Source organism: Alkalibaculum sporogenes, from assembly GCF_009362815.1.
GTDB classification, from domain to species: Bacteria; Bacillota; Clostridia; order Eubacteriales; family Alkalibacteraceae; genus Alkalibaculum_A; species Alkalibaculum_A sporogenes.
Genome location: NZ_WHNX01000001.1, coordinates 70,028 through 91,173, shown reverse-complemented (window position 1 = coordinate 91,173; position 21,146 = coordinate 70,028). Strand labels below are relative to the sequence as shown.

Annotated in this window: 23 protein-coding genes; 2 read left to right on the top strand and 21 right to left on the bottom strand. The window is 35.9% G+C overall.

Annotation, left to right across the window (positions count from 1 at the left end; genetic code table 11):
* Nucleotides 1-64 precede the first annotated feature (64 nt).
* From cydC to GC105_RS00420, 9 genes are read right to left on the bottom strand one after another with little or no spacing between them, the layout of a single operon-like run.
* A complete protein-coding gene (gene cydC, locus GC105_RS00460) occupies nucleotides 65-1,828 on the bottom strand; it encodes a thiol reductant ABC exporter subunit CydC (RefSeq protein WP_152800588.1) in 1,764 nt (587 codons plus the stop codon).
* Complete coding sequence (locus GC105_RS00455; protein WP_152800586.1) at nucleotides 1,732-3,480, bottom strand: ABC transporter ATP-binding protein/permease; 1,749 nt, start codon at nucleotides 3,478-3,480, stop codon at nucleotides 1,732-1,734. The genes cydC and GC105_RS00455 overlap by 97 nt, the downstream gene beginning before the upstream one ends.
* Before the next feature lie 22 nt (nucleotides 3,481-3,502).
* Entirely contained in the window at nucleotides 3,503-3,934 is a 432-nt protein-coding gene (locus GC105_RS00450; RefSeq protein WP_152800584.1) for a YbaN family protein, read from the bottom strand.
* Nucleotides 3,935-3,955: 21 nt separating this feature from the next.
* Complete coding sequence (locus GC105_RS00445; protein WP_152800582.1) at nucleotides 3,956-4,480, bottom strand: flavodoxin family protein; 525 nt, start codon at nucleotides 4,478-4,480, stop codon at nucleotides 3,956-3,958.
* A 37-nt stretch (nucleotides 4,481-4,517) separates the two neighbouring features.
* A complete protein-coding gene (locus GC105_RS00440) occupies nucleotides 4,518-5,276 on the bottom strand; it encodes an ABC transporter ATP-binding protein (RefSeq protein WP_152800580.1) in 759 nt (252 codons plus the stop codon).
* A complete protein-coding gene (locus GC105_RS00435) occupies nucleotides 5,266-6,261 on the bottom strand; it encodes a FecCD family ABC transporter permease (protein WP_152800578.1) in 996 nt (331 codons plus the stop codon). The genes GC105_RS00440 and GC105_RS00435 overlap by 11 nt, the downstream gene beginning before the upstream one ends.
* Before the next feature lie 4 nt (nucleotides 6,262-6,265).
* Nucleotides 6,266-7,135: a heme ABC transporter substrate-binding protein IsdE gene (isdE, locus tag GC105_RS00430; RefSeq protein WP_152800576.1), complete on the bottom strand. Its 870-nt coding sequence runs from the start codon at nucleotides 7,133-7,135 to the stop codon at nucleotides 6,266-6,268.
* 4 nt (nucleotides 7,136-7,139) lie between these two features.
* Entirely contained in the window at nucleotides 7,140-8,027 is an 888-nt protein-coding gene (locus GC105_RS00425) for a heme-binding Shp domain-containing protein (protein ID WP_152800572.1), read from the bottom strand.
* A gap of 28 nt (nucleotides 8,028-8,055) precedes the next feature.
* Nucleotides 8,056-9,483: an NEAT domain-containing protein gene (locus tag GC105_RS00420; protein WP_152800571.1), complete on the bottom strand. Its 1,428-nt coding sequence runs from the start codon at nucleotides 9,481-9,483 to the stop codon at nucleotides 8,056-8,058.
* Nucleotides 9,484-9,825: 342 nt separating this feature from the next.
* Between GC105_RS00420 and GC105_RS17555 the strand changes: the two genes are divergently transcribed.
* Nucleotides 9,826-10,545: a helix-turn-helix domain-containing protein gene (locus tag GC105_RS17555; RefSeq protein ID WP_152800570.1), complete on the top strand. Its 720-nt coding sequence runs from the start codon at nucleotides 9,826-9,828 to the stop codon at nucleotides 10,543-10,545.
* Nucleotides 10,546-10,656: 111 nt separating this feature from the next.
* On the opposite strand, the gene GC105_RS00410 is transcribed toward GC105_RS17555, so the two are convergent.
* The 8 genes from GC105_RS00410 to GC105_RS00375 form a co-directional block, all read right to left on the bottom strand.
* Nucleotides 10,657-11,823, bottom strand: coding sequence for a sensor histidine kinase (locus tag GC105_RS00410; RefSeq protein WP_152800568.1), 1,167 nt, complete (start codon nucleotides 11,821-11,823; stop codon nucleotides 10,657-10,659).
* The gene (locus GC105_RS00405) at nucleotides 11,820-12,485 is read right to left on the bottom strand and encodes a response regulator transcription factor (RefSeq protein ID WP_152800567.1); all 666 of its coding nucleotides are present in this window, start codon (nucleotides 12,483-12,485) and stop codon (nucleotides 11,820-11,822) included. Before GC105_RS00405 ends, GC105_RS00410 begins: the two co-directional genes overlap by 4 nt.
* A gap of 234 nt (nucleotides 12,486-12,719) precedes the next feature.
* Entirely contained in the window at nucleotides 12,720-12,884 is a 165-nt protein-coding gene (locus GC105_RS00400) for a helix-turn-helix domain-containing protein (protein ID WP_193708208.1), read from the bottom strand.
* Nucleotides 12,877-13,119 carry a hypothetical protein gene (locus tag GC105_RS17125; RefSeq protein ID WP_246169629.1) on the bottom strand — a complete coding sequence of 81 codons (243 nt, stop codon included), beginning with the start codon at nucleotides 13,117-13,119 and terminating at the stop codon, nucleotides 12,877-12,879. The genes GC105_RS00400 and GC105_RS17125 overlap by 8 nt, the downstream gene beginning before the upstream one ends.
* 39 nt (nucleotides 13,120-13,158) lie before the next feature.
* On the bottom strand, nucleotides 13,159-14,145 hold the full coding sequence (locus tag GC105_RS00390) for a threonine ammonia-lyase (protein WP_152800563.1): 987 nt from the start codon (nucleotides 14,143-14,145) through the stop codon (nucleotides 13,159-13,161).
* 192 nt (nucleotides 14,146-14,337) lie between these two features.
* Nucleotides 14,338-14,823 (bottom strand): acetolactate synthase small subunit, encoded by a 486-nt coding sequence (gene ilvN / locus GC105_RS00385; RefSeq protein WP_343029909.1) that lies wholly within the window; start codon nucleotides 14,821-14,823, stop codon nucleotides 14,338-14,340.
* Between the two features lie 17 nt (nucleotides 14,824-14,840).
* Complete coding sequence (gene ilvB, locus GC105_RS00380; RefSeq protein WP_152800561.1) at nucleotides 14,841-16,562, bottom strand: biosynthetic-type acetolactate synthase large subunit; 1,722 nt, start codon at nucleotides 16,560-16,562, stop codon at nucleotides 14,841-14,843.
* A 96-nt stretch (nucleotides 16,563-16,658) separates the two neighbouring features.
* On the bottom strand, nucleotides 16,659-17,237 hold the full coding sequence (locus GC105_RS00375; RefSeq protein ID WP_152800559.1) for a TetR/AcrR family transcriptional regulator: 579 nt from the start codon (nucleotides 17,235-17,237) through the stop codon (nucleotides 16,659-16,661).
* A 572-nt stretch (nucleotides 17,238-17,809) separates the two neighbouring features.
* On the opposite strand from GC105_RS00375, the gene GC105_RS00370 reads away from it, so the two are divergent.
* Nucleotides 17,810-18,355, top strand: coding sequence for a VanZ family protein (locus GC105_RS00370; RefSeq protein WP_152800557.1), 546 nt, complete (start codon nucleotides 17,810-17,812; stop codon nucleotides 18,353-18,355).
* Nucleotides 18,356-18,546: 191 nt separating this feature from the next.
* Here GC105_RS00370 and GC105_RS00365 read toward each other — a convergent pair whose 3' ends face one another.
* The 4 genes from GC105_RS00365 to GC105_RS00350 form a co-directional block, all read right to left on the bottom strand.
* Nucleotides 18,547-19,293 (bottom strand): GNAT family N-acetyltransferase, encoded by a 747-nt coding sequence (locus tag GC105_RS00365; RefSeq protein WP_152800556.1) that lies wholly within the window; start codon nucleotides 19,291-19,293, stop codon nucleotides 18,547-18,549.
* 60 nt (nucleotides 19,294-19,353) lie between these two features.
* Nucleotides 19,354-19,620, bottom strand: coding sequence for a zinc ribbon domain-containing protein (locus GC105_RS00360; protein ID WP_152800555.1), 267 nt, complete (start codon nucleotides 19,618-19,620; stop codon nucleotides 19,354-19,356).
* A 659-nt stretch (nucleotides 19,621-20,279) separates the two neighbouring features.
* The gene (locus GC105_RS00355; RefSeq protein ID WP_425481507.1) at nucleotides 20,280-20,420 is read right to left on the bottom strand and encodes a cysteine-rich KTR domain-containing protein; all 141 of its coding nucleotides are present in this window, start codon (nucleotides 20,418-20,420) and stop codon (nucleotides 20,280-20,282) included.
* 21 nt (nucleotides 20,421-20,441) lie between these two features.
* Nucleotides 20,442-20,906, bottom strand: a complete 465-nt coding sequence (locus GC105_RS00350) for a GyrI-like domain-containing protein (RefSeq protein WP_152800554.1) — start codon at nucleotides 20,904-20,906, stop codon at nucleotides 20,442-20,444.
* Nucleotides 20,907-21,146: the final 240 nt, after the last annotated feature.

Below are 21,146 nucleotides of genomic sequence, written 5' to 3'. Positions count from 1 at the left end.
TTTTAAGAAACTCTCGAGGGTTTCTTTATTAGGTATATTGATAATTCTTTACACTAGAGTAAGACTACACCGTCTTATAATGATAGACTCTATCCGCCCATTGCAGCACAGTGGAACGATGGGAAACCATGATAAGGGTACGGTCTGAAAATTCTTTTTTTAATATATCTAAAATAGCCTTTTCATTCAATGCATCTAGATTACTCGTAGGTTCATCTAAGACAATAATAGGCGCTTCTGTAAGCAATACTCGGGCGATTCCTATGCGCTGTTTTTCTCCTCCGGAAAGTCTTCCTCCCAACTCTCCTACACGAGTTTGATATCCATGAGGCAATGTCTGTATAAAATTGTGGACCATGGCCCTTTTTGCACTATGCTCTATTTCTTGCATAGTGGCCCCTGGTTTGCCGATTCGAATATTCTTCTCGATAGTGTCGTCAAACAAGAAGGTATCCTGTGTCAGCAGTGCGATATTCTTTCGTAGGCTTTCTAATGTAATCTCGCGAATATTGTATTTGCCTAAATATACATTACCCTCTTGAGGATCGAAGTATCGAAGCAAAAGCCTAAGTAGTGTACTCTTGCCACAACCGCTTGGACCCATAATTGCCATTTTCTCGCCCTTTCTCATGGATAAAGAAAAGGAATTTATTGCTTTCCCCGTAGAAGAAGGATATTGATAGGATACTCGTTCAAATCTAATATCCATATCTTGAATATCTACTTCCCTCTTTCCACTATTTTCTACGAAGTTTTCATCATCTAATATATCAAAGATTCGCCTTGCCGCCCCAAATGTATTTTTTAGATCTACAGTTAAATTGCTTAACGCGACGATAGGACCAAAAGAAGATGCCACAGCTACAGTCACAATGAGAGTCTTCTCTGTAGATAATCCATAATAAGAGGCTAGCAAAAATATAGATACTGTCGCCAAAGTAATAAGGAATTCTGGTATAGATATTGCGAAACTCCTTTGGACTTTTAATTTTCCTAAGGACTCGTTTAATTGAACTCCGTTTTCCCGAATTTCTCTCAATCGATTATCTTCACCAGTCAAAATTAAAATTTCCTTCATCCCCCTTAGGCTATCAAGCCAATGGGATGTACTTTCAGAGAATTGTCTTCTATACTTATTTCCGATATCCTTCCCTATTTTCTGATTAACGAAGTAGGTGACTCCCAAAGTCAATAAATAAAAAATCCCTAGTATCAAGGCAAAATTTATGGCAAATTGTCCAACAAAGATCATCATACTTACAGACATAATCCCAGCGATAATCACTGGTGAAATGGTATGGGCAAAAAAAACTTCTACAAGTTCTACATCTGCCATAATGGTGGAGATCATATCCCCCGATTTATTCTCTGCTAAATTACCTGGAGCTCCTTTTTGAAGAGCTAAAAACAATTTTTCCCGAATCAAGCCCAACAATCGAAATGCCACATCATGGCCGTTATAGTGTTCTATGTAACGAAATACACCTCTAAATACAGCACATAAAACCATAATAATACCCCATTGCAATCCAGTAAATCCTATGTTTAGACCAGCGAGAGTACAAATAAGGGCTCCTCCTCCTACCATCAAACCCACGGCACAAAAGTTTCCCAACAAACCTGCACTTGCAGATAGGATCATATAGCCCTTTAAAGGGGAGGTCATTTCTAATAAACGCCTTACAATATAAAAAGATCTATGACTTTGAATTTCTTTTTTTAGATATTCCATTAGGAAACCTCTTCCTTTCTTCGCAATTCTCCCTGTTCCAATGCCAGTTGATAGTACAATCCTCCATTTGCCATAAGGTGGTTGTGATTTCCCCATTCTACAATACACCCTTTATCTACTACATAAATCCTATTAGCATGGATGATGGTGGAAAGCCTATGAGAAATAATAATCGTTGTCTTACTCTGAGTTTCTTTCCATATAGCTTGCCAGATCTCCTCTTCGCTTTCCTTATCTACATTAGAAGTAGCTTCGTCAAAAATAAATACATCAGAATTGCGCAACAAAGCCCTTGCAATGCCTAACTTTTGCCTTTGTCCCCCTGACAACTGAGAACCAGCCTCTCCTACTTGGAGAGCGAGTCCTCGTCCCGATCCCTTCATCAAATCCATTAGTCCAACTTTTTTACAGACTCGAATCATATCCTCATCCTTTGCATATGGATTCGCCATCCTTAAATTTTCCTCAATGGTTCCTGTAAATATATATGTATTTTGTGGCACAAGGCACACCTTTCTTCTCAATGATTCTAAAGAAATATCTACGCTATCTTGCTCTCCGTAAGAAATATTGCCTTGAATGGGATCCATAAACCCAACCAACATATTAGCAAGGGTACTTTTTCCGCATCCGCTTTTTCCTACGAGTGCTACGGTTTCGCCCTGTTTTATTTCCATATTGATATCCTGAAGGATGGGACTTCCACGGTAATATGAAAAGGATACGTTTTTCAAAAGAATAGAAGTATTGTTCCCTTTCCCTTTATAAGGTTTTTCTTTTCTATGTACTCGTTCTTCAGAAGTCTCCAACAAATGAAATATTTTTTCCGATGCAGATACTCCTCCCATAGCAATATGAAAGAAAGACACCAATGTCCTTAATGGCAAAAAAAATTCTGATGCTAAAAGCAAAAAGGTAAAGCTTTCACCAAATGAGAGATACCCTTTGCCCAAGGAAAGAGCTGTGACAACAATTCCCGCTGCCGCCCCTCCGTATGTAATAAAGTCTATCAGGATAATAGAATTGAGTTGCATACCCAATATCTTCATAGTGGTCTTTCTAAAACTTTCAGTTCTTTCTTTTATTTCATCAAATCTTTCTTCTTCTTGACCAAATAATTTCAAAGTTGGTAGACCCTGTAAGCTTTCTAAAAAAAATGAACCTAAGCTTTGATAATGACCAAAATGTTTTCTATTCATTTTACCTGCCATGTCCATGATCAACATCATACATAGGAGTATCAGTGGGCTGATAATCAACAATATCCCCGCCGGACGCCAATCTAGTTTCACCAGTGAAACAAATAAAATAAAAGGAACCATAATTGCATAGTAGAATTGGGGAATATAGGATCCAAAGTAAGATTCCAAAGATTCCACCCCGTCAACTACAGCGGATACTACATGTGAGGTACCTGTAGTCCGATGATATTGGGTCTCTAATTTGACCATTTTCTCATACACAGCCTCTCGCAAGCGAGATCTGACAATGGAAGAACATCGGTGTGAAAATATAAGGGTTAGAGGATTCATCACTGCACGCATTACAATAGTAAATCCCGTCGCCCCTAATAACAACTCCACATTAACAGCCTGCCATCCGCCCTCAAAATAACTTTGTAATGCCCCTCCTATTGAAAAAGCAAAGAATATATTTGTCACCAAAACCACTACTTTTGTGGCTACTGCCAAAGCAATATAAGGCTTTACTCCTTTTGCATAAGAAATGAGTTTTTTATTGATCAACATGTTTCTACCATCCTATTCTCTCCTATCCTTCATATTCAAGTTTTTTATCTTCTTTTGCTGTCTTCATTCTAAAAAACACAATGGTCTTTATGCTGCCTAGGGATATGGCTAATACTTTTAATAACAAAATCTCTGTTTTAAAAAACATCAGTAGTAAGAAAAACCAGGCGAATGCCAATATGTATATCTTTCCTTTTAAGGGTATTCCTCTCCCCTCTATGAGTGGTTGGACATTCTTTTGATATACCTTGGTATTTTTCAACCATAGATGTAATCGATCCGAGCTTTTTGCAAAAAAATATGAAGCTAAAAAGATAAAAGGTGTCGTAGGTAAAATAGGCAAGACGACGCCGATACCCCCAAGTACCAACATAATCAACCCTAATAGAAGATACGCACCGCGCATCACCTTGCCGATTTCAGCTTGTTTCTTGTTCGTTTCTGTATTATACATTCCCTTTCCCCCTTTATTCTCTCAATTGGCCTTTCGCTCTAATTCTAATTGTTCCCTCACATACATGCCCCACTGACGCGCTTTTTCCTTATCTATTTCGTCTGGATGAGCAATACTCTTCTCATATAGCTTTCTTTTTTCATCTGTAAAATGATGATAATGTCCTTTCGGAAATATTTTAAATACTTTTGTAATCATTGGGTCAATTTTTCCTTGGCAGACAAAAAAATCTACCACATGGCAAGATTCTCCTAGAATCTCTTTTGCCCCCTCTATACAAGATCGAGTATGTTCTCCCCCTGGAATGGCGCCTAATGTTGCAAATAACGCTACCTTATTATGCTTGTTTGCAGAGAGAAATTTTATAGCCTCTTTATTAGGATTTCCTTTGTTTACCCAAAATCCCATAAATACGAAATCCCATTCCTTTATGTTCTTTACTTTTTTCATAGGTAAGAGAATACTTTCTGGCAAAGTAGAGTGTATACACTCTGCTATTTCTCTTGTGTTCCCTGTCATACTTGAATAAGTAATTAATATTTTCATTTAATCGAACTCCTTTCTTATTACATGCTATGCAACTCTATATTGTTACGACAAATTTCTTTTTATTCCACCACATTACGTCTAAGTGGATATCGTAAATCTCTTCTATAACTTCTGAAGTAATGATTTCATCTGGATTTCCTTGTGCAACAATCTTTCCTTTTTTCATTCCGATAATTTGATCGCTAAAATACAAGGATTGATTGATATCATGCAGTATGATTATAATGGTCATGCCGTAATCTTCTTTTAGCTTTTGGATCAACTTTAAAATTTCAATCTGATATCGAATATCTAGATAGGTAGTAGGTTCATCTAGAAATAAAATCTTTGTATTTTGAGCCAAGGCCATGGCAATCCATACCCTCTGTTTTTGCCCCCCTGAAAGGTTTGAAACTAGCTCGTCTTTATAATCGATTAAATTTGTAGTATCCAATGCCCACTCGATATAAGAATAATCTTCTTTTGTTTTCGATCTATGTAATGGTATATATGGTGTCCTACCATAACTAACCAGTTTTTCAACGGTTATGTCACCTGGAGCTTTATTCTGCTGATGAACGATAGAAACCATCTTAGAAAAATCTTTTAGATGAATGGCAGATATGTTTTTTTCCTTTAAAAAGATAGTTCCTTCATCAGGTTTTAAATTCTTTGTCATTAAGTAAAATAACGTGGATTTCCCACATCCATTTGCTCCAATAATCGTCGTGATCTCATTTTCCACAATCTTTAGGGACAATTGATCTACCGCTTTATGTTGCCTGTAGCTAAAGCTTATATTGTCAACTTTCATGAGTTTTATCACCCCTTTTCAATAAGAAGATAAAGCAGGGTCCTCCAACGACTGCCATAATAACAGAGGGGGATATTTCGTAAGGCACAGCAATGACTCTACCTAGGGTATCTGCTAATAGTAAAATAAACGCACCTAGTATGGCACAATAGGGAATTAACAATTTATGGTCTGAACCGACCAATATCCGCCCAATGTGCGGTGCAATCAGCCCCAAGAATCCAATGACGCCGACAATAGCTGTAGATATACTCGCCAGCATTACTGCAATAAAAGAGATCAACAATCGGGTTTTATCCACATCAACTCCTAAACTCCTCGCTGTCTTATCCTCTAATGTCAAGAGATTACATGATCCTGATACAATCAACGCCAAAATCATTCCAATGCATACATAAATAAATAATACTTTAACATCATCCCATGTTTTCATAGAAATATTTGCGTTGACAATGGACGCAGCCCCTGAAAGGAAACCTCCTGTCATGGTTTGAAAAGCATCGATCATTCCTATAAAAACCGCGTTGACTGCCACCCCCACCAAAACAATTCTCAGAGGATTTAATCCTGATTTCCACGATAGGGAATACACTAAAATATAGGATATCAAACCTCCTAAGAGTGCAAATAAAGGTGTGAAAAAGTAAAGGGAAGGAAAAAAAGCGATTAATAGTATAGAAACCATACTAGCCCCGCTGGAAATCCCAATGATTCCAGGATCCGCCAAAGGGTTTTTCATGACTGCTTGCAGCAACACCCCTGAAACAGCCAGTGCCCCTCCTCCTAATATTGCAATCAGAATTCGTGGAAAGCGGAGATCGTAAATAGTAGCTACATTTTCGTCAAATTCTATAAACAATCCCTTAAACAATTCCACAAATCTAATTTGTATGCTACCCAAATTAATTGCGATGAAAAAGAGAATACATAATAAAAAAATTAATATAAAAAACGAAAGGCTTTTTCTTTTTTGTATCTTTTTCATCTCCTTAATTGCCGTATAAAATCTTCTGCAAATCTTCTAATGCTTCAGGATAATCAAATCCTGCACTCATACCAAATTTTTCATAATCCAAGTCATAGACCTTGCCTTCCTTTACCGCCCTAAAATGTTTCCATATATCATTGGTCTGAAACTCTTCATCAAACATCTTCATGGATTCTTGTGGCAAAGCGTGGGCTGTTCTTAATATGATATCTGGATCTTTTTTTGACATATCTTCTGTATTCACATTTAAGTATGATTTTCCAGTCCCACTGTATACATTGACTCCTCCTGCAAGTTGCACCAAGCTCCCCCCATAAGAATTCTCGGTAGCTACAATATATGATCCTGGAAATCCCATTAAAATCAGTACCTTTGGTTTGATTTTGTCTTCATTAATTTTTTGAAATTCTTTTAAATAAGTCTTAAATTCGTCGGTTAAAGCCTTAGCTTCCTCCACCCGATTGTATTTTTGCCCTAAGTCTTCTATACTTTTATACATTCCCTGTACACTATTTAAATTAATAAACGTTGCATTCAATCGAATATTTACATAATGCAATTGAAGATCTTCTTGTAGACTATTGGGTCCGATAACATCTGTAGGCTTTAATGATTTTACGATTTCCATATCCGGTGACATAGGAGAACCTACTACCGTTAATCCCTTATACCTCTGAGGAATATCACGGCTAGTTTCAGGGATCCCTACAAGATCTAAATTTAGCTTATCCAAAACTTGGCAAGTAGCTGGAGATGTGGCAATAATACGTATTTCTTCCCCTTTGATTTCCCCTTGATTTTGATCTACACAACCGATTTGAAGTAAAATCAATAAGCTACATAAAATAAAACCAATAAACATTCTCTTCATACATCTATCTCGCTTTTCTAATAATTTTGAAATACAGCAAAGCACCGACTCCTCCTAGAGTCAATATCCCGAGGGAATAGAAGAGGAAAGGAGAATGTTTTTCTACCTTTTCTTCATTATCATCTATGGCATTTTCAATAGCTGCTACCTCTATTATTCCTTCTACCCCTGAGAGAGGATCCTCTTTATCAGAATTTGTTTCTAGCTCTTCTGCTTGTAGTGCTTCTTCCTTTACTTCTTCCTTTACTTCTTGTTTCTTTTCTTGTTTTTCTACTTTATTTTCGTCTACCTCATCTTTTTTAATTGTTTTCACAATCTTTGCTTTTTCTTGGGATTTGTTTTCCGCTTTTACCGTCTCCTCTATGGTCAAGGTGCTTTTAAAATCTCCTTTACCTGGGGTGGCACTTGTCACATTTACCCTGCCATAAAAGATAACATCTCTTCCCATGGGAACTACATAGGTTACAACGCGAATCCACGCACCTGGATCTCGCAATACCAAGCGATAGTCCGACGTGTCTTTGGACGAATTTGATGACACTTTTTTTGCTGAAACATTATAGTAACTGCCATTGGAATCTCGTGCCGTAAAAGACACCTTTGTAATATTGGAAATCATATTAATACGCACCGTCACATGCGTGGTAGCTCCATCCGTTTCGATGAAAGCTTTGTTGCCCAATACACTTTTGACCATGCCTTCCCCAATTTCTGCATTTTTAGTACCACCGTCATCGATCTCCCCTGTATCGGGATTATAGTATGAAGCGGTGGTTGGCGCAGTATAGGTGCCTTTCTCAATGGCCATAGCACTATTGCTAAAAACCAAAGAATAGCACAACACAGCCCACAGTATAATTTCTATTTTATTCCATTTGTTTCTGGTTTTCATATTCAGCTTCCCTTTGATTTTTACTTTATCAATTTACTTTTTCTTTTATACACAATGCTACAATAGCAAATGCGGACAAGAACAATAATGCAATTTGAATCATAATGCCGCTATCTCCTGTTTTAGGATTTTGAACCTTTTTAACAGATGATTCCGTCGTTGTTTGATCAACAGCTTCTACAACATCTTTTCCATCATTTAATTGTTCTTCTTCTTTTTCATTTAATTGTTCCTCTGGTATTTCAGGTGTTCCGTCTATAGTATCTGTATTCCCGTCTAAAGCTTTATCATCTTCTACCTTTTCAAGAGTGCTATAATCTAATTTTAATCTGGCGTCTAATACTTGATTCCCCATTTGTTCCACCTGTGGGTCTACCTTCACATCAATAAACTCCTCTTCACTTGGAAGGACAAACCGAAATGCACTGGGCAGTCCACCGTTTTCGTAGGCTATAATCTCTGCAAATTGGTAATTTCCGTCCATATCTTTGTACTGGAATGTGTGTAATACTGCTTCAATTGTTCCTAACTTCATAGGATGTGTAGAAAAACTAAGGGTTCTTACACCATCTTTTATATCCATTATTGCCGTGTGATTAAATGAGATATTCGCCATAGAAGGTTGATCAGCTGTAGCATGCCACAAGTAAACCTGAATTTCATATCTACCATCTTCTATGATCGATGAGTCTACTTCATTTTGTATTACCGTCACCTTGCAAGTACTTTCCAAACCATTTTCTGTCGTTGCAGTAATAGTGGCTGTCCCTTCACCAACTCCTATAACCTTTCCATTTGCATCTACTGTTGCTACTGCATTATTGTCGCTAGACCAAGCAATCTCCTTGTCAACTGCATTATTGGGAAGTACTGTGGCTTGAATGGTAAAAACATCTCCAACTTCAATGGATTTTTCCACCGTATTTAATTGAATTTCTGTGGGCTCTACTTTATCGATATTTATATAATCAATCTTAATCCTAGCTCCTGCCGTCATACCGATGGGATCTACACCCATAATAATATATACGTATTCTTCATTTCCCGAGATTTCCATACTGATTTCCTCAGGATAGTCTTTTCCCTCGGCTTCATATGTACTTATTACCTGCGGCGATTTTATTTTATCTATATCTCCGCCTTTATATGCTGTATAATCAGCTGAACTTGCGAAATAACTAGCTTCTCTTAAATATCCAGTAATACCCATAATGTTTGCAGATTGAAAGCTTACATAGAGAGTCGTTTTCTCTCCAGAAACTTCAATTCTCCCATCGCTTTTTAACACAGCGGCTGCCATGGAAAGCGAATCATTTGTTTCATGATACAACTGCACCGGCACATTATACATGCCTTCCTTTAACTCTTCTGATGCGAAAACCAATGAACTGCTGCTCCATTCAGAACCCAACAATATAAGTAAAGCTAATGTAAAACCAAGTAATTTTTTAATCATTTTTCTCCCCTTTTCTTTTGATACGATATTTTTATTACATGCTATACAGAACAGTATTACAGCTTTTACTTTGTTTGACCGCTCCTTCCTTTATAACTTATCTATCTCTCTATTGTCTTTAACTACAAAATAATTATGGTAATTATTCTCGAGAGATTCTAATTGATAACTATTATCAACGACTTATTACAAGTATAACTCATCTATTTTTTTATGCTTTTAAATTCTTGCTATTTTTTTAATTATTATTTAATAATATCTTTTTTTGAAAAAGTAATGATATAATTAGATAACCGATAATGATAATCATTATCAATAAAAAGAAAAGGGGGGGGAATTTTTGTGAATCTTTCAAATTTACATTATCCCAAAGATAATATAGATGGTATCTACACTTTTTTCGAATGTGAAACATTTTTGATAAATACAATTCTATCAGGAAATGTCAAAAAATCATTAGAGCAATATCATAATTTTATCGACCTATTGCCTCAATATCAGTTATCTGCATTTGATAAAATAACTTCTTTAAAAAACCATATGATTTCTCTTTCCGCATTACTTTGTCACTGCGTAACCGACAAAGGGGTTTCCCCTTATAGTGCCAAAGCCAAACATCAAGCGTTGGTTAAATACATGGAAAAGAAAGATTCTTTTTCTGAACTCATAGATTTGGGAAAAAAAATGATTGTAGGTTATAGTATGCAAATCAATATAGATAAAATAAATGCAACCCATCCGCAGATTAGCGACGCCTTACATTACATACAAGACCATTTAGGAGAGTGCCTTACTTTGGATAGTGTAGCTATTCAGGCTAATTTAAGTAAATTTTATTTTAGTAGCCAATTTAAAAAGGAAACAGGTATGCCGTTTTCAGCGTATTTGACCTATGCTCGAATACAAAGAAGCAAATTCCTACTAACCTACTCTAATAAATCAATTCTGGAGATCGCTATTTTGCTTGGATTTAACAGCCAAAGCTATTTTGCAACTCAATTTAAAAAACTGACTGGAGTCACTCCTATAGCCTACAGAAGAAAAAAGGACCACGCTATATAGCGTGGTCCTCTAAAAAAAACAACAAACGGTAAGAATGGGACTTTTTATATCGATTTATTTATGTTTCATCAAATCGTCACAACCAATTATTCAAAATATAATTTATATTATTTAATATATAGTCAAATCCATCCAAAAAACAACATCATCTCCGATATTTTCAATAGAAAAAGGTATTTCCATGCAATCAAGCGATTTCTTTACAATTGTTAATCCCAGACCGCTGCGGTTTTGATCTCTGCTACGAGCTTTGTCTATGCGGTAAAAGGGTTCATATAATTTGGGCAGACTTTTTTCATCTACATGTGCATTCGAATTTAATATGTGCAGACGGACAGTTTGATTATCTTGTTCATTGCACCATATGCTGATATGCCCTTGTTCCGGTGTATTCTGAACGGCGTTTATAAGTATATTAGACAATGCACGGCTAAATAAATTTTGATCGAGCAAACATATAAGTGTATCAGGGACGGAAACGACAATCGTTTGCGCTTTTGTATCAGCTAGTGTTTGATGAGTCGACAGAACTGATTGAATAACAGATTTTAAAATAACATCTTCAAATTTGGATTCTATTTTGTTATCATCCAAACGGATGATTTCTAATAATTCCGATATTAATGTTTTTTGTTTTGTCATCATATTTAGACATTTTTTTAAATATTCAGGGTATTCTGAGGGCTTTACCACATTCGCTAACATTCCTTCTAATATACTGCTGGCGGCGGCGATTGGTGTTTTTAGCTCATGGGAAACTGCCGAAAAGAAATATCGTTGATTTTCTTCCAGTTCTCTTTCCCGTTCTATTTCTAATTTTAACGTTTCATACATTTTATAAACGTCATTTGAAAGCTGCCCTATTTCATCATGACGAGCTGCGGGAGCTGATACGAATTCCAATTTTGACATTTTAGTTGTATCCGCAGCCAATTTTTTGATAGGATTTGCCATGCTGCGGGCGAAAAGTGCCGCCGCCAAAACGCTGGCAGATAATAAAATAACAAGTACGATGATCGTTTTAGTGACAAAACTCATATACATATCCGATAAAGTATTTGCAGGCTCAAATACTTTTCCACTTATTACACCCGAACCATCATCTTGGATAATTGAGTCACCTAAAGGTGCTTCAATTAAGTATGTTTGACTCTTTTCAAATATCAGATTAACTTGCCCTCCAAAAAATAAGGCGAGGGTGGTAATAACTAACATAATAAGAATCATAGTATACAAGAAAATCTTACCGAATATTCCAAGTTCTTTTTTCCTTTTCATTTCTCATTTTCCTCCAAACAATATCCTACACCTTTGACCGTCTTAATCATATTGGCCGGAAGTTTATCTCGTAATCTTTTCATGTTTGCATGGATAACTCCCTCGTTACCATCAAAATCATATCCCCATATTTTTGTAAGCAGTGTTTCGTGTGGAATTATATCGCCTTTGTTCTGTATTAAAAGAAATAAAATATCAAATTCTTTTGGTGTAAGCCCTATATCCTTATCATTATAAGTAGCCTTATATGATAACGGATATAACGTAAGCTTTCCTACACAGATTTCTTTTTTAAGTGCTCCGCTTCGACGTAAGAGCGCCTCTACTCGCTTCATCAGAATTTGCATAGTAAAAGGCTTAGTGACATAATCATCAGCTTCATTGCTGAACGCTCTTATTTGGTTATCATCGTCATCCAAAGCGGTCATCATCAAAACCGGAGTGTTGTGAATTTTGCGTAGCTCTTTTAAAAGTTCTTGTCCGTTTGTACCGGGCAGCATAATATCAAGAATTACAAGATGATAATTCTTGCTGTAGAATTGCTCCAATGCTTCATCTCCATCAAAGCAGACGTCTACATTATAACCCTCTACCATCAAAAACTTTTTTACCATATCGTTGATACTCTCATCGTCCTCAACGACTAATATATGAATATCCATAAAACCACCTCTAATTTACTTTACCATTGCATTCTAACACGAATCTAACAATTTTTTTTTCTACGTGGTTATGGTTCTTAAGGAAAACATCAAACTATTTTATACCTTACTTATAAAATAAAAGTATGTCTTATAATTTTTAGATATTATGTGAGAACTAGGGTTTTTCAACTTATTGAATGAAAAACTCAATGTTTTATCTCTAATTTATTACATTATTTGTATTTGCTTTTTTCACATTTCTTTAGGTGATACACCCACTATTTTTTTAAAAACCTGACTAAAATATTTAGAATTAGAAAACCCTACTTTCTCACAAATTTGCCATAGCTTATAATCAGTGTTAACTAGGAGTTTTTTTGAATTTTCAACCCTTATTGAAGTTACAAACTTATTCATATTCTCCCCTATTTCTTTTTGCATTATCAGAATCACACAATTCTTCATAACATTTTGCAATGTTTAAATATAACGTTGAGTATGCACTTTTAACATTATCATCATTTGTATTAAGTGCACACTCTAATAAGTACTCGTTATTTGAACTGCTTTCTTTGCCCGTGTTTATCTTACTATTAGTAATATAAGATATTGGGTAATTAGATGTCGTGTTAAAAATAGTAATCCTCCTCATTTAGAGTTTCATTCTTACAGTATAATTTTTCTTATATAATTAAATCCTTTTATGTAACATGTTTAACACATCACGGATGCAATCCACAGTCTCATTACATCCACTCATTTGCAGAACAACCTTTTTCCCGTATAGTCTTCTTCTAATTTTTTTGGCCGCCATTATTGTTGACGCCCCAGCGCCTTCTGCCAAATTATGCGTGTGGAACATTGCCAGATAAATGCCTTCTCTTATTTCATCCTCGGACAACAAGATAAAATCTGTCAATTTATCTTTATATATCTCAAATGGAATTTCATATGCCGAGCCTGTTGCGAAACCTCCGGCAAATGTATGATTAGGCTCTTGCATTATTGTCCCCGCCTTCCATGATAAGTACGCGGCTTTGGCCGACTCTGCCTGAACTGCATATATTTCAATTTTAGGATTAACTGACTTCAGCACTGTAACTGCCGCCGCCAGCTCACTTCCTCCTCCGATTGGCAAAATAATAGCATCAATATCGGGCAGCTCCTTTAATATTTCTGTGAACTCGGTACCTACGCCGTTAATCAAATGCGGCTCGTTAACTGCATGGATATAGTGTAAATTTCTTTCTTCCTGTAGCTTCATGCACTCCTGTGCAGACTGTTCAAAATTTTCTCCGGCTTCCACCAAATTTGCTCCCGCATCAATAATTCTTTGATTCTTTTCCGGATTATTTCCTTTCGGTAAAACTATAGTTGCATCAATCCCCAACATTTTTGCAGCAGTTGCGATTGAAATGCCGTGATTTCCGGTTGAAAACGTAACAACTCCTGTTATGCCCTGATGTTTCAGATGATGCATGATATTAAGACCACCACGGATTTTGAAGCTGCCTCCCGGCAAGTGATTCTCATGCTTAATAAAGATTTCTGCCCCGATTTGGTCAGACAGGCTCTTGTAATAAATAAGCGGGGTAGAATTAATAAACTTAGAAACAACCTGTTCTGCACGGAACACTTCCTTGAGTGAAATTGGATAATCGCCTTTCTTAGTATTCATTTTTACATCCTCCGTATACACCTGGTCATACATAAAGATAAATCATCTCTATGTAGCCCTGTTTTATAAAATTACTTTTTATGTTGTTGTACGGTCGCTCTCTCATTCAAACAGCACATTGTCTAATAACTTTATAATCTATGATACTATATTTGTTTCCCAAAAACATTCCCTCCTTCTTTGTTGATTTTGCTATACCGCCTCTATTGCAACACTTCCACCCCTGATAATTTCAAATGGGTTATCAAATCTCTCACTCAATAATTTTATCACCTTATCATTTTCGTTTTCTACCTGTACACACTCCAGTAAGACTGTTGTTTTATTAAAATCCAGTACTTTTACATTGTATACCTGGGCAAAACGGAAAATCCCGGTTTTGTCAGCTTCCGTGCACTTTTTTATCTTCAGAAACATAATTTCTCTACTATATATGGACAGATCCGTGTAATCAATTACCTTAATAACCTCAACAGTTCGGTTCAATTGCTTCTTAATCTGCTCAAATATCTGGTCATCACTGTAAATGCTGATTGTCATCCTGGAAATGGTTTCGTCCTCCGTAGTGCCTACAGTAAGGCTGTCCAGATTGTATGATTTACTTGAAAATAGTCCTGAAATACGGGCGAGCACGCCAATTTCATTTTCTACAAACAAACAGAGCCATCGTTTCTTCACTAAAGTCACCTCCTTGCTTAATACTCCATAATCATTTCACTTAGCGGACTTCCTGGCGGAACAATCGGCAAGACATTTTCTTCCGGATCAATTATAAATTCAATCACAGTAGGGGCGGAAAGGTTATTTATTGCAGCCCGCAACGCGGCCTTAATCTCCTCTGCCTGGGTCACACGTATACCGCATGCCCCATAGCTTTCCGCCAGTTTGATGAAATCGGGAGTATACTCTGGGCAACTCTTCCCAGGCTTACTGCAATCAGACTCACATCGTTTTCGATATCGAAGGCAGGTGCCTGAATACCGTTTATGATAAAACATTTCCTGCCATTGTCTCACATTTCCAAGATAACCGTTATTGAGAATACATACAATCACAGACAGCTCGTGAACAACGGCTGTTGCCATCTCCTGAATATTCATCTGCATCCCGCCATCCCCACAAATCACGATTACATTTTTCTGGGGATTCCCCAATTTTGCCCCAATAGCAGCAGGGAAGCCATAGCCCATCGTGCCCAAACCTCCTGAGGTCAGTAGCTGTCTGTTTTCGTCTAGCTCTAAGAATTGAGTGGCCCAAAGTTGATTCTGACCAACATCGGTTACTACAACCGCGCTTTGAAAGCTTTGATTGATTTCCTCAATAATCCTTTGCGGAGTCAAACCTTTGCTCTTCATCGTAAGCGGGTAAGCTTCTTTCCATGCCATAATCTGTTTCAGCCAATCCTTACAGTCCAGACGATTTGATTTTTTAAGCAATATCTCAATTGCTTTCTTCGCATCCGCCACTATTGGAATATCCACTGCAATATTTCTGGAAATAGATGCGGGGTCTACATCGATATGAATCAGAGTCGCATTTTTTGCGAAGGTATCAGTTTTTCCTGTGATTCTGTCGTTGAAACGCGTCCCAATGGAAAACAATACATCACACTCGCTGATAGCCGCATTTGCTGCATAACCAGCATGGATTCCGATATTGCCAACATACAAAGGATGGCTGGTCGGTATGGCGCCTTTTCCCATTATGGTCGTAACCACTGGCATTCCAGTCAACTCAGCAAGCTGCCGCATTTCTTTGCCGGCTCCTGCAATATTGACTCCGCCACCAATTAAAAACAAAGGCTTTCTCGCCTGATTTAAAGCCTCAATAGCTTTTTTGATCTGACCGTCGTGGACCGTATTACTTGGCTTATAGCCTCTGACATCAATAGTTTGAGGGTATGTGTCCTCCCCGTACGCACTCTGAATATCCTTGGGCAAATCTACCACTACAACACCCGGTTTTCCAGTTCTGGCAATAAAAAAGGCTTTTTTGATTATCTTTCCTAAATCTTGGCGGTTGCGGACAGTCACCGCATATTTGCAGATATTTCTTGTAATCCCTACAATATCAACCTCTTGAAACGCATCATTTCCGATCAGGTTCGTAGTTACCTGACCTGTGAAGCAGACTAGTGGTACACTGTCATAATTTGCCGTAGCAACCCCTGTTACCAGGTTTGTTGCACCAGGTCCGCTTGTGACCAGACAAACCCCAACCTTTCCTGTGGAACGTGCATAGCCGTCTGCGGCATGTATTAAACCCTGTTCATGGCGTGGTAGAATAACCTTAATATCCCTCTGTCCATATAAAGCATCAAAAAGGTCGATTGCCTGACCGCCCGGATACCCGAAAAGAATATCTACCTGCTCTTCTCTTAAAGCTTTGACAAAAAGCTCTGAACCTGTTATGTCCATAATCATGCTGCCTCCTTTTATACGCCAAACAAGTACGTGCTTGGATAATTTGTTGTTTTTATGTTACTCTCTGTTTTGACAGTCCCATCAAAATTGCTACTCGTGTTGAATCCCTTTTAAAAATAAGGACACGCTGTTTGTGATATATTCCTCCTGCTTAACTCTTGATAATTGTTCTCCAAAGGAAGCTTTCAAAAATGTAAAACCAAAGGTAGATGAAAAAATCGTCATAGCCAGGCATTCAAAATCAAATGTTCCTATTTTACCTTTTTCATTCATTGATTTAAAATATAAAACTAATGTTTGAAGAAATGCTTCAGGAATTTTCATAATATATGGCATGGTATCCTCATAAATCTGAGGAGCACGCAAGCCAACAGAAAGGCTGACAAAATCTGGAGTGATTCTTTCCAGATAGTTACGCATAAACATCTCAAGGTCTAATTGCAAATCCCATTTTACATCCTGAAAAATAGAAGCCGAAACATTTGCACACCATTTCTCCTGTTTCATTCCTGATAGCACAATATCCTTTTTCCCCTTGAATTTTCGAAAAATCGTACATTCGTTAATATGAGACCCATTAGCAATGTCTATTGTGGTTGTCGCAACATATCCCTTCTCTTTGATGAGTTTCATCGTTACATCAATTATTTTTTGACTCGTTTTATCCAATCAAGTATCCTCCTAATGCAAGTAATTACTTGCATTATATTGTTTTGCTGCAAAACTGTCAAGAAATTTCAGATAAAGCTTGCTGATCCTGTTTTTCATTCTAAATTGTCAGTTAAGCTGTCCAGACTACTAATTTCAAACAACTAGGGTACCATGTTTCCCATTTCATAGAAAAAATTACGAATAAACCTATTTATCTGTCCATAAATCCAAGTCACTAATAAAGTAATCTACACTAACTTTTATTGCTCTATTTCTCTTTTTTTACTACGTTTTCTATCATTCGTTGATGAAAAATCTACTCAATATAGTGCTATTGTCATTTCATTAATGAGTATGGGGAAATTTCTTCTGTATATTCTGATTTAATGCCAAACATAGTAGATTCTACAAAAAATGATACAAGCAAATTTTTATTAAACTAGTTATTTTTGCAGGTATGCATTGATTATTGTATCACTGACAGGGCACCTATTTTTTTACAACGTTAAGAATAATTAAGAAATTTTTAATTATTATTTAAGAATTAACTTGTAGAATAAGTAAACAAAGTATTTTGTGGAGGGATTATTTTGAAACAAATAGAAAATAAAAAAATAGTAACTAATCTATTAATTTTTGCAGGTATTGTTTATGTATTATTAATGCTATTCATTATAATTTTTAAATCTTTATCATCTCCTTTAGATTTGTTTACAGGAAACCATCCAGATTACCGTTCAGTAAATCTAATCCCATTTAAAGATATTTGGATTTCTACTGTTTCTGAAGGAGTAAATAAAAGTAATATCATAGGAAATATCATTTTATTTATACCCTTTTCAATTTTTATAAGAACCATAAGAACTAACATGAAAAATGGATTAGTAAAAAGTATAGGTATTGTTTTTATTGTAAGTATCATTATTGAAATTATCCAATTTGTATTTTCAATTGGTGTATCAGATATTAATGATGTAATTTTAAATACATTCGGTGGAATGGTAGGTTCAATAATTTATAGCACTCTTTCAAAATTTATAAAAAAGAATACATTGAAATCTTTTGTAGCTATAGTTAGCTCTCTAATAGCCTTCATTATGTTAATTCTTTTTATTCTAATTTTTTTAGCAAACTAAATTTACAAATATGAGTTAAAGATTCTCTTGCAGAAATGATCTTAAATAGTAAATAAATCAAGCAGTTCCACTTCATTTATTTTTACTTCTATATTTTCAAAAGTATACGTCATTCCATAAATCTCACTTCAAGAATCGCAATAAATCAACCATGGGTAAAGCCACGGTAGATATTATAGTTTATAATAAGGCTATACCAAAACCTTCTTTTTTAAATACACTTCATTTAGCAAATGTACAGTTTTAAACCTACCTTGATAAAACACTGCATAATTGTTAAATACACATGGTACAGTCTTGGCTTTTTCTAAAGTATCGACATTAATCAAATTTAATGGGATATTATGATCTTTGCAATATTGTTCAACCTGCTGAATACAGTTAGGAATGTACGGACACTGCTTTGAATAATAAATTGTAAGGTCCTTAGAATTAATCTCTTGCTTACGTGCATAATCTGCGTAAATAGGTTTTTGGCCATCAAATGATAGTGCTAATAGCTCATAATCTCCTATTGCATCGACGACTTCAAATCCGTATTTCAACATATATTTTTTGTCAGTAAGAAAGGGTGTTTTTTTCTTTGAACTAATTACACAAATACCAGATTTCTTTTGCTTTTTAGCATCTTCAACGCAATACTCTAACAATTTTTTGCCATTTCCCTTGCCTTTAAAACTACCGGATACCCAAAAACAGTAAATATAGATATAGTTAACGCCGTTAACAGGAACCCAAGCAGTTTCCAACGGCGCATATTCTATAAAAACTTTGCCTTTAGCATCGAGTTTTCTAAAAACATGCCCTTCTGATATTCTTTCTGATAACCAAGATTTCTTCACATCAACACCAATCTGGTGTTTCTTATCAGAAATTGCACAACACAAATGTTCTTCATCAATATTATTTATTTCCAAGTTAATAAAGTTATGGCACATCTTTAAACCCTCCTTTTCAAAACTAAGAAGGCATAGATATATATCTATGCCACTCTGTTATCATCCTTTTTTCCAGCGTTTTAATGTGGGGAAGAAATCCTTCATCATATTTCTAGATTCATCCTCATTCATACCAGAATTTCCAGAAACCATGTGTGGAACACAAACTTCAATCATTTCTTCCTTAGAAATGTCTGATGTAAATGATCCCTCCATATAACAGTACTTACAATAGTCTTCATTCTTGGTTCCATCCGAATTTGTTCCATACATTTCATCCGTATCTCCCATTGGCATAGCACAAGATTGACAATACTTTACTTCCATCGTAATCCTCCTTATCCATTATATCTTTATTATATATTTTGTAATATGACAACAGCATGTCATATTAAGTATATTTTTAATAGCTTTTGCCATTTTTTTTAATGAGTTCACGAATATACACAGGCTAACTACAAATTACCAATCTCTCAAATAATTGGTATGCAAATCTCTACTAATCGTTTACCTCCTTGTTCTTTCATAGTAGGGTAATGTTCCAGAGAAAATCTATCATCCAGCTTATATCCACTACATATAAGGATTTTCATCTTTTATATGCATATGACGTCTCCTTCACTATTTAACAACACTGTATCATATATAGGACTACTTCATCAATTAGTAACACCTTTCAAATACATACTGACTTCATGATAGCCCTCCTAGTTCACTCAAATATTTAATTCAATTATAACAATAATGGTTGGAAGATACTTTTCCATTACTGCTATAATGTGAATAATGACTACTAAGACTATCTTTTATCATATTGGAAATCCTTCAATTAAAGGTACAATATGTTCTCTAATTAACTCAATCCTATCCTTCATTGATTTAAAACCAGATGCAATAGCAACAACCAACTCCTTTTTGAGACATATTTACTCTCCTAGGTTATCGGCTCTGCGTCTGTGCCTCTGGCTCTTTGATAACGGTTATGTTCATGTGTTGTACATGAATTTATCTTTCTTATTGCATTTGGGGCAAAATAGTGTAAAAGTTTCTAACTTAGTGTCCTCACGAATTTCAATCCTTGTTTTACTTTGGCATACAGGGCATATAATCCGTTTTTCTTCAATCATCTCTATAACCTCAACATCACATTAATGAATCGGCAACATCATTTTAGTCAAATATTCGCTTGCCGGACGGTCTGGTGTATTTAAGTATTGGTAGTAAATTTTACCAATCATTTCATATGAGCTACTATTTACCCACGAAAATAATTCCTCCAATGTAGGGTCTTGCAATTCATAAGCACCTTGGTCAATTGCGGTTACAATCTTTTGTGCAGGTATTTCAATGCATTGAATATCTTCCACGCCATCCATCCGAGTGGCAATAGGAAAACCAACTTCAATGTCTAATTTTTCCAAGTCCATATTATGAAAACATACAATAGGTGCTCCTGCCACAAAGGTATTTTCACTTGTTATGTAGTCCATAATTTTAGCATATCCTTGAGCAGAAAAATCTTGGAATTCAGTCATAAAGTTAATCGTTTTCCTTATTGCCAAGGTGTAATATGCACTCTGTTCAACCACGGTAATATCTGTTATTCTTGACATCTTGTTTCCTCCAAATCTATTATATTTTTTGAGGTTTCTTTCTTAGGCTTATTAGGCTAAAAATATCACTTCTGACACAAGATATTATTCTCGTGTAATTCCACAGGCATCTTTGAACACCCTAGTGAAATTTGCATGATTAGAAAAACCCTATTCCAATTCATTTTTTTGCTTTGTTAGTTCCAAATCCTGCGTAGCTTTGGCTAATCGGCGTAGTTTCTTATATTCCTGCACTGGTTT

What these genes read in the sequence shown, in the direction of transcription:
- cydC (WP_152800588.1), bottom strand. Translation starts at nt 1,828, where the DNA reads ATGGGGAAATCACAACCACCTTATGGCAAATGGAGGATTGTACTATCA.
- GC105_RS00455 (WP_152800586.1), bottom strand. Translation starts at nt 3,480, where the DNA reads ATGTTGATCAATAAAAAACTCATTTCTTATGCAAAAGGAGTAAAGCCT.
- GC105_RS00450 (WP_152800584.1), bottom strand. Translation starts at nt 3,934, where the DNA reads ATGTATAATACAGAAACGAACAAGAAACAAGCTGAAATCGGCAAGGTG.
- GC105_RS00445 (WP_152800582.1), bottom strand. Translation starts at nt 4,480, where the DNA reads ATGAAAATATTAATTACTTATTCAAGTATGACAGGGAACACAAGAGAA.
- GC105_RS00440 (WP_152800580.1), bottom strand. Translation starts at nt 5,276, where the DNA reads ATGAAAGTTGACAATATAAGCTTTAGCTACAGGCAACATAAAGCGGTA.
- GC105_RS00435 (WP_152800578.1), bottom strand. Translation starts at nt 6,261, where the DNA reads ATGAAAAAGATACAAAAAAGAAAAAGCCTTTCGTTTTTTATATTAATT.
- isdE (WP_152800576.1), bottom strand. Translation starts at nt 7,135, where the DNA reads ATGAAGAGAATGTTTATTGGTTTTATTTTATGTAGCTTATTGATTTTA.
- GC105_RS00425 (WP_152800572.1), bottom strand. Translation starts at nt 8,027, where the DNA reads ATGAAAACCAGAAACAAATGGAATAAAATAGAAATTATACTGTGGGCT.
- GC105_RS00420 (WP_152800571.1), bottom strand. Translation starts at nt 9,483, where the DNA reads ATGATTAAAAAATTACTTGGTTTTACATTAGCTTTACTTATATTGTTG.
- GC105_RS00410 (WP_152800568.1), bottom strand. Translation starts at nt 11,823, where the DNA reads ATGAAAAGGAAAAAAGAACTTGGAATATTCGGTAAGATTTTCTTGTAT.
- GC105_RS00405 (WP_152800567.1), bottom strand. Translation starts at nt 12,485, where the DNA reads ATGGATATTCATATATTAGTCGTTGAGGACGATGAGAGTATCAACGAT.
- GC105_RS00400 (WP_193708208.1), bottom strand. Translation starts at nt 12,884, where the DNA reads ATGAATAAGTTTGTAACTTCAATAAGGGTTGAAAATTCAAAAAAACTC.
- GC105_RS17125 (WP_246169629.1), bottom strand. Translation starts at nt 13,119, where the DNA reads ATGAGGAGGATTACTATTTTTAACACGACATCTAATTACCCAATATCT.
- GC105_RS00390 (WP_152800563.1), bottom strand. Translation starts at nt 14,145, where the DNA reads ATGAATACTAAGAAAGGCGATTATCCAATTTCACTCAAGGAAGTGTTC.
- ilvB (WP_152800561.1), bottom strand. Translation starts at nt 16,562, where the DNA reads ATGGACATAACAGGTTCAGAGCTTTTTGTCAAAGCTTTAAGAGAAGAG.
- GC105_RS00365 (WP_152800556.1), bottom strand. Translation starts at nt 19,293, where the DNA reads ATGTGCCATAACTTTATTAACTTGGAAATAAATAATATTGATGAAGAA.
- GC105_RS00360 (WP_152800555.1), bottom strand. Translation starts at nt 19,620, where the DNA reads ATGGAAGTAAAGTATTGTCAATCTTGTGCTATGCCAATGGGAGATACG.
- GC105_RS00355 (WP_425481507.1), bottom strand. Translation starts at nt 20,420, where the DNA reads ATGATTGAAGAAAAACGGATTATATGCCCTGTATGCCAAAGTAAAACA.
- GC105_RS00350 (WP_152800554.1), bottom strand. Translation starts at nt 20,906, where the DNA reads ATGTCAAGAATAACAGATATTACCGTGGTTGAACAGAGTGCATATTAC.